Annotated in this window: 5 protein-coding genes and 2 pseudogenes; 6 read left to right on the top strand and 1 reads right to left on the bottom strand. The window is 37.2% G+C overall.

Annotated features, from left to right (window positions below; translation table 11 throughout):
• Positions 1 to 501 (bottom strand): annotated as a pseudogene (locus tag QL998_RS14155) (hypothetical protein); the annotation flags it as partial.
• Between the two features lie 391 nt (positions 502 to 892).
• Here QL998_RS14155 and QL998_RS14150 point away from each other — a divergent pair.
• From QL998_RS14150 to rfbD, 6 genes and pseudogenes are all read left to right on the top strand, one after another.
• Positions 893 to 2,059: a nucleotide sugar dehydrogenase gene (locus tag QL998_RS14150; RefSeq protein ID WP_290192918.1), complete on the top strand. Its 1,167-nt coding sequence runs from the start codon at positions 893 to 895 to the stop codon at positions 2,057 to 2,059.
• A gap of 310 nt (positions 2,060 to 2,369) precedes the next feature.
• A pseudogene (locus QL998_RS14145) lies at positions 2,370 to 2,558 on the top strand (four helix bundle protein); the annotation flags it as partial.
• 91 nt (positions 2,559 to 2,649) lie between these two features.
• Positions 2,650 to 3,654 (top strand): NAD-dependent epimerase, encoded by a 1,005-nt coding sequence (locus tag QL998_RS14140; protein WP_290192917.1) that lies wholly within the window; start codon positions 2,650 to 2,652, stop codon positions 3,652 to 3,654.
• A gap of 103 nt (positions 3,655 to 3,757) precedes the next feature.
• A complete protein-coding gene (rfbB, locus tag QL998_RS14135) occupies positions 3,758 to 4,831 on the top strand; it encodes a dTDP-glucose 4,6-dehydratase (protein WP_290192916.1) in 1,074 nt (357 codons plus the stop codon).
• Between the two features lie 16 nt (positions 4,832 to 4,847).
• A complete protein-coding gene (gene rfbA, locus QL998_RS14130; protein WP_182197664.1) occupies positions 4,848 to 5,717 on the top strand; it encodes a glucose-1-phosphate thymidylyltransferase RfbA in 870 nt (289 codons plus the stop codon).
• Between the two features lie 2 nt (positions 5,718 to 5,719).
• Entirely contained in the window at positions 5,720 to 6,595 is an 876-nt protein-coding gene (gene rfbD / locus QL998_RS14125) for a dTDP-4-dehydrorhamnose reductase (protein ID WP_182197663.1), read from the top strand.
• The last annotated feature ends 5 nt before the right edge of the window (positions 6,596 to 6,600 follow it).

Genomic DNA, 6,600 nt, shown 5'->3' with positions numbered 1-6,600 from the left:
TTTCTGAGGAAAAATACAGCTAGGGCACACCCCAAACGCGATCGAAAAACAGGAGTATTTCAGTATGGGGTAGAGCCAAATTTTTAAGGCTGTACTTAATATTTTTCTTAAGTACCTACCTATGACACCAAAGTAACGCCCAAAGTTAGCATAGGCGCCACCTTCAATAATTAAGTTGGTTTTAGTCGTTTGGCCTCGTTGATTAGGTAGCGTCTTATCTTTAGTGCCTGCAGCAAGTGTGACTTTTGCAAATGTACCTGCATCGCTTTGAATATAAGGACTAAGTTGGTATGAAAGTGTTTGATATAGTTCTGGGTAAGTATGCCTTACTGTTTGCAGCACTCTGTAAATATCGTGCGCTTTATAAGGCTTGCTCATAATATGTGTGTTTTTACTTACGGCTAAAAGTCGTTGTACTTGGTGCTCAAGTTCTGGGGCTTGATTTAAAGATAAATAAGGTGATACGCCACCTTTAGCAACAGCATTTGCACTGATTGCCATCCCGATAAACAGTGATATTTTTTTTGAGCATAATTATTCCGTTAGCAAAAATTTGTTTAAGTAAAAACGTTAACGCGAGGTTAGCAATAAACGCCTCAGTAAGGAAGAAAAAAGCGATATATTAGTGGTTAGTAATTGGTGTATATAAGTTGTAGGTGAGGCTTTATATCTCGCTTTTTATAAAATTAAATTACATGAGCGCAGTAAATTAGAGGCTATTGATTGGTGTATATTTCAATATGTTCATCCTTCTCTTACTTATATTATTTTGCAAAAAATATTTAGTAATACATTCGATATTACATTCTAGCTAAAGTCTTTTAGCTAGAGCCTAATTTATAACTCTGGTAGAATCATTTTATTAATTGTTAACTAATCTTAAAGGATTAATATGAAAATTGCTGTAGTTGGTACGGGCTATGTAGGCCTTTCTAACGCTATGTTGCTAGCACAACACAATGAAGTGGTTGCCTTAGATATAGACGAACAAAAAATAGCGCTATTGAATGATAAAAAATCACCAATAGTTGATACCGAAATTAGCGATTTTTTAACACGAAGCAACTTAAATTTTACAGCAACTACCGACAAAGTAGCAGCCTATAAAAATGCTGATTTTGTCATTATAGCTACACCCACTGATTACGATGTAGAAAACAATTACTTTAATACAAGTTCAGTAGAGGCTGTAATTAAAGATGCGATAGCGCATAATCCAAATGCAGTTATGGTCATTAAATCAACGGTACCTGTTGGTTTTACGCAAGGTATAAAAGAAAAACGTGGCATTAATAACTTAATATTTTCGCCAGAATTTTTACGTGAAGGTAAAGCACTACACGATAACCTATACCCATCACGTATAGTTGTTGGTGAGCAAAGTGAGCGCGCAACTGTGTTTGCTAACTTACTTAAGCAAGGCGCTACAAAACAAGATATTGAAGTACTGTTTACCGACTCAACAGAAGCTGAAGCGATTAAGCTTTTCTCAAATACTTATTTAGCGATGCGCGTCGCTTATTTTAATGAGCTTGATAGCTATGCAGAATCTCACGGTTTAAATAGTAAACAAATTATACAAGGTGTTAGCTTAGACCCTCGCATAGGTAGCCATTACAATAATCCATCGTTTGGCTACGGTGGCTATTGCTTACCAAAAGACACTAAGCAGCTACGTGCAAACTATGCAAATGTACCAAACAATATTATTGGTGCTATTGTTGATGCTAATACCACACGTAAAGACTTTATTGCAGACTCAATAATTAAGCGCAGCCCAAAAGTGGTTGGTGTTTATCGTTTAGTAATGAAAACAGGGTCTGATAATTTTAGAGCCTCTGCCATCCAAGGCATTATGAAGCGTATTAAAGCCAAAGGTATTGAGGTTGTAGTTTACGAACCAGTACTTGAAGAAAGTGAGTTTTATCACTCACGTGTAATTAAAGACTTAAATGAGTTTAAGCAAATATCTGACGTTGTTGTATCTAACCGTATGGTTGAAGAGCTAAGCGATATTGCAGATAAAGTTTATACGCGTGATTTGTTTGGTAGCGATTAATAAACAAAGTTTAAAGAATAAAGGTTAAAGACTAAAGTATAAGTTAAAAACTAAAGCAGATTTATATTAGGGGGGCGTTGTGCAGTTTGAGGACTTAAATGTGTGGCAACGCTCTGCCGATTTAGCTTGTGAAGTTTTTATTTATTTTAAGGCAAGTAAGCAATTTGGTTAAAAGATCAAATTACACGCTCTGCATTATCAATTTCATCAAATATTGCTGACAAAATAGCAGGAGCAAATTTTGAACGCACTTGTGCGGCCTCGTAGAGGTTAGATGAAGGGATTCATCGAATAACGTTATGAGAGAAAGACAGCTAAAGATTACTGCCGTTTTCTCTCTTACTCTAAAGGTAGCTGTGGTGAGCTTCGCTCACAAATATATATTGCCTTAAAAATTGGTGAGGTTGATACAAAAACAGCAGAAATCTGGATAGAAGAGTCTAGGCAGTTATCAAAAATGATATCTGCCTTAATGAAAACTATTGAAACTTGGGATTAGGTTTTTAGTCATCAACTTTCAACTTTCAACTTTCAACTTTATCAGCTTAAAGCTTAAAGCTTAAAGCTTAAAGCTTAAAGCTTAGGAAATTATGAAATATTTAGTAACGGGTGCGGCTGGTTTTATTGGCGCGGCAACATGCCAAAAATTATTAGCGGCCGGTCATGTAGTCGTTGGTATTGATAACCTTAATGACTATTACGATGTAAATTTAAAACTAGCTCGTTTAGCGCAGTTTGAAAGCCATGAAGCGTTTACATTTATTAAGCTTGATATAAGTGAACGCCCAGCAATGAGCGAGTTATTTAAAGCACAGCAGTTTGATAAAGTAATACATTTAGCAGCGCAAGCAGGTGTTAGATACTCAATAGAAAACCCTGATGCTTATGCTGACTCTAATTTAGTAGGGCACTTAAATGTGCTTGAAGGGTGTCGTAATAATAAAGTCAAGCACTTGGTTTATGCTTCATCGAGCTCTGTATATGGCTTAAACGAAAAAACACCGTTTGAAACAACTGACAGTGTTGATCACCCGGTATCGTTTTATGCTGCAACTAAAAAAGCGAATGAGCTAATGGCGCATAGCTATTCTCACTTGTATAGCCTACCTACAACAGGGCTGCGCTTTTTTACTGTTTATGGCCCATGGGGTCGCCCAGATATGGCGCCGTATATTTTTACTAAAAAAATACTTGCCGGTGATACGATTGACATAAACAACAACGGCGATATGTGGCGTGACTTTACTTATATAGACGACATAGTAGAAGGCGTGGTACGTGCAGCCGATGTTATACCTGTTGTGAACCCTGGTTGGAGAGTAGAAACTGGCTCGCCAGCATCTAGCTCTGCTCCTTATTCGGTTTATAACATTGGTCACGGGAGCCCAATAAATTTAATGAAGTTTATTGAAGCTATTGAGGCAGAGTTAGGTACTGAAGCTAAAAAGAACTTCCGTGAAATGCAAGCAGGCGATGTTTATAAAACCTTTGCTGACACTACAGATTTATTTAATGTGACAGGCTATAAAGCGCAAGTTGGTGTTAAGCAAGGCGTAAGCGAATTGGTAAAGTGGTATAAGTCATTTTATAAATGATAATTTAACTGCTTAGTCATTAGTTAGAATTAGCTTTATACACATAACTAAATATTAAAAAGTTTTATATAATAACGATAAAAAATTAACACAAAGGATTGACGTGAAAATACTCGTAACAGGTGGTGCAGGTTTTATAGGCTCAGCGGTAATTCGTTATATTATTGATAATACAGAAGACTCAGTCATTAATCTTGATAAACTAACTTATGCAGGTAACTTGGAGTCTCTTAAATCAGTGGAGCATAGCGATCGTTACGCATTTGAACATGTTGATATTTGTAATCGAACAGAGCTCGATCGTGTGTTTTTAATGCATAAACCGGATGCTGTAATGCATTTAGCTGCAGAAAGCCATGTTGATAGATCGATTACTGGCCCAAGCGATTTTATTCAAACAAATATTGTTGGTACTTATAATCTGTTAGAGGCTGCTCGAGAGTACTGGAATGCCTTGGCCGATGATGCTAAAAAAGCATTTAGATTCCATCATATTTCAACTGACGAAGTGTACGGAGATTTACCTCATCCTGATGAACAAGAGGGCGAGCTTCCTTTATTTACAGAGCAAACATCATACGCCCCTAGTAGCCCGTATTCAGCGAGTAAAGCATCGAGTGATCATTTAGTACGTGCTTGGCTTCGTACGTATGGCTTTCCTACACTTGTCACAAATTGCTCAAACAATTATGGGCCGTTTCATTTTCCTGAAAAACTAATACCACTTGTCATACTAAATGCTTTAGAGGGCAAAGTATTACCTATATACGGTAAAGGCGACCAAATTCGTGATTGGCTATTTGTTGAAGACCATGCTCGAGCATTATATAAAGTTGTGACTAAAGGTGTGGTTGGTGAAACTTATAATATTGGCGGCCACAACGAAAAGCAAAACATAGAAGTAGTGCAAACTATTTGTAGTATTTTAGATACCTTAGTACCTAAAAACACAAAATATGCAGAACAAATTACTTATGTAACCGATCGCCCAGGCCACGATAGACGCTACGCAATTGACTCAACTAAAATGAGTGCTGAGCTTAATTGGACTCCAATAGAAACGTTTGAAACAGGTTTGCGTAAAACTATTGAGTGGTATTTAACCAATCAAAAATGGTGTAAAAACGTGCAAGATGGCTCTTACCAGCGCGAACGCCTTGGTGAAATAAACTCATAATTAAAGGAATAAAAACATGAAAGGAATTATTTTAGCTGGTGGTTCAGGCTCTCGTCTTTACCCACTCACTCGTGGTGTATCAAAACAGTTATTACCCGTTTATGACAAACCGATGGTTTATTATCCGTTATCAACATTAATGCTTGCTGGTATTCGTGATGTTTTAATTATTACCACTCCTGAAGATAACGAGAGCTTTAAACGTTTGTTAGGTGATGGCTCAGATTACGGTATTAATTTAACGTATGCCGTACAGCCTTCGCCTGATGGCTTAGCTCAGGCGTTTATTATTGGTGAAGAGTTTATTGGCAACGACAATGTTTGCTTAGTACTAGGCGATAATATTTACTACGGACAATCATTTAGTAAAACATTAAAAAATGCGGCTGAAAGAGAGACTGGCGCCACTATTTTTGGTTACCAAGTAAAAGATCCAGAACGCTTTGGTGTTGTTGAATTCGACGAAAACATGAAGGCAATATCAATAGAAGAAAAACCACTCAAGCCAAAATCGAATTATGCAGTAACTGGACTTTATTTTTACGATAACCGTGTTGTTGAGCTTGCTAAGCAAGTAAAACCATCGAATCGTGGTGAGCTTGAAATTACGACCCTCAACGAAATGTATCTAACTGATGGCACGTTGAATGTTGAGTTACTTGGTCGTGGCTTTGCTTGGTTAGATACGGGCACACACGAAAGCCTTCATGAGGCATCATCATTCGTGCAAACTATCGAAAATGTACAAGGTTTAAAAGTAGCATGCTTAGAAGAAATTGCTTGGCGAAATAGCTGGTTAAGCTCTGAGCAGCTTCTTGAAATTGCAAAGCCAATGATGAAAAACGAATACGGGCAATACTTAGTTCGTTTAGTAACCGAGGCTTAGTGATGAAAGTTCTTATTACCGGTAAAGATGGCCAAGTAGGGACCAGCTTAGTAACTCTATTAAATAACTTACCTGAAGTTACTTTTTTAGCGCTTAATAGAGCCGAACTAGATATAACTGATGCAAAGCAAGTTAACTACGTTGTTAAAGATTTCAAGCCAAATATAGTTATTAACGCTGCGGCATATACAGCGGTAGATAAAGCTGAAACTGAAGAAAAGCAAGCGTGTGCTATAAATTATACTGGACCTTTTAACTTAGCTGTAGCTGCAAATAATATAAATGCGTGTTTATTACATATTTCTACTGATTATGTTTTTTCTGGTGATAAGCAGGGGTTATATAACGAAGCTGAGCCAGTTAATCCACAAAGTATATATGGTAAAACTAAGCTTTTGGGTGAAAACGCTGTGGCGGCAGAATGCCCTTCACATATTATTTTAAGAACAGCATGGGTCTTTAGCGAGCATGGTAATAACTTTGTAAAAACAATGCTCCGTTTAGCGAAAACACGTGAGACGTTAAGTGTTGTTAGCGATCAGTTTGGTGGGCCTACTTATGCTGGCGATATAGCTAAAACGCTTATTACTATTGCTCAGGCTGTTCATAATGGTAATACTGAGTTTGGTGTTTATCATTATTCAGGATTTCCTCAGGTGAGTTGGCAGCAGTTTGCGGCTGCAATATTTGATACAGCATTGGCACAAGGTTTAATTAAAATACCTGTAAAAGTAAATGCTATAACAACACAAGAATACCCAACCCCAGCGAAGCGTCCGTTTAATTCAATGTTAGATACACGCAAAATAGCTAATATATTTGCAGTACAGCCAAGTGATTGGCAAGCAGCACTAAAAAATATCAAGCAATACCAATAAATAGG

It is taken from the genome of Pseudoalteromonas sp. APC 3691 (genome assembly GCF_030408135.1).
Classification (GTDB): Bacteria; Pseudomonadota; Gammaproteobacteria; order Enterobacterales; family Alteromonadaceae; genus Pseudoalteromonas.
This window is presented reverse-complemented; position numbering and strand designations above follow the sequence as displayed.

Coding starts and splice junctions, on each gene's coding strand:
- QL998_RS14150 (WP_290192918.1), top strand. CDS start 893: ATGAAAATTGCTGTAGTTGGTACGGGCTATGTAGGCCTTTCTAACGCT.
- QL998_RS14140 (WP_290192917.1), top strand. CDS start 2,650: ATGAAATATTTAGTAACGGGTGCGGCTGGTTTTATTGGCGCGGCAACA.
- rfbA (WP_182197664.1), top strand. CDS start 4,848: ATGAAAGGAATTATTTTAGCTGGTGGTTCAGGCTCTCGTCTTTACCCA.
- rfbD (WP_182197663.1), top strand. CDS start 5,720: ATGAAAGTTCTTATTACCGGTAAAGATGGCCAAGTAGGGACCAGCTTA.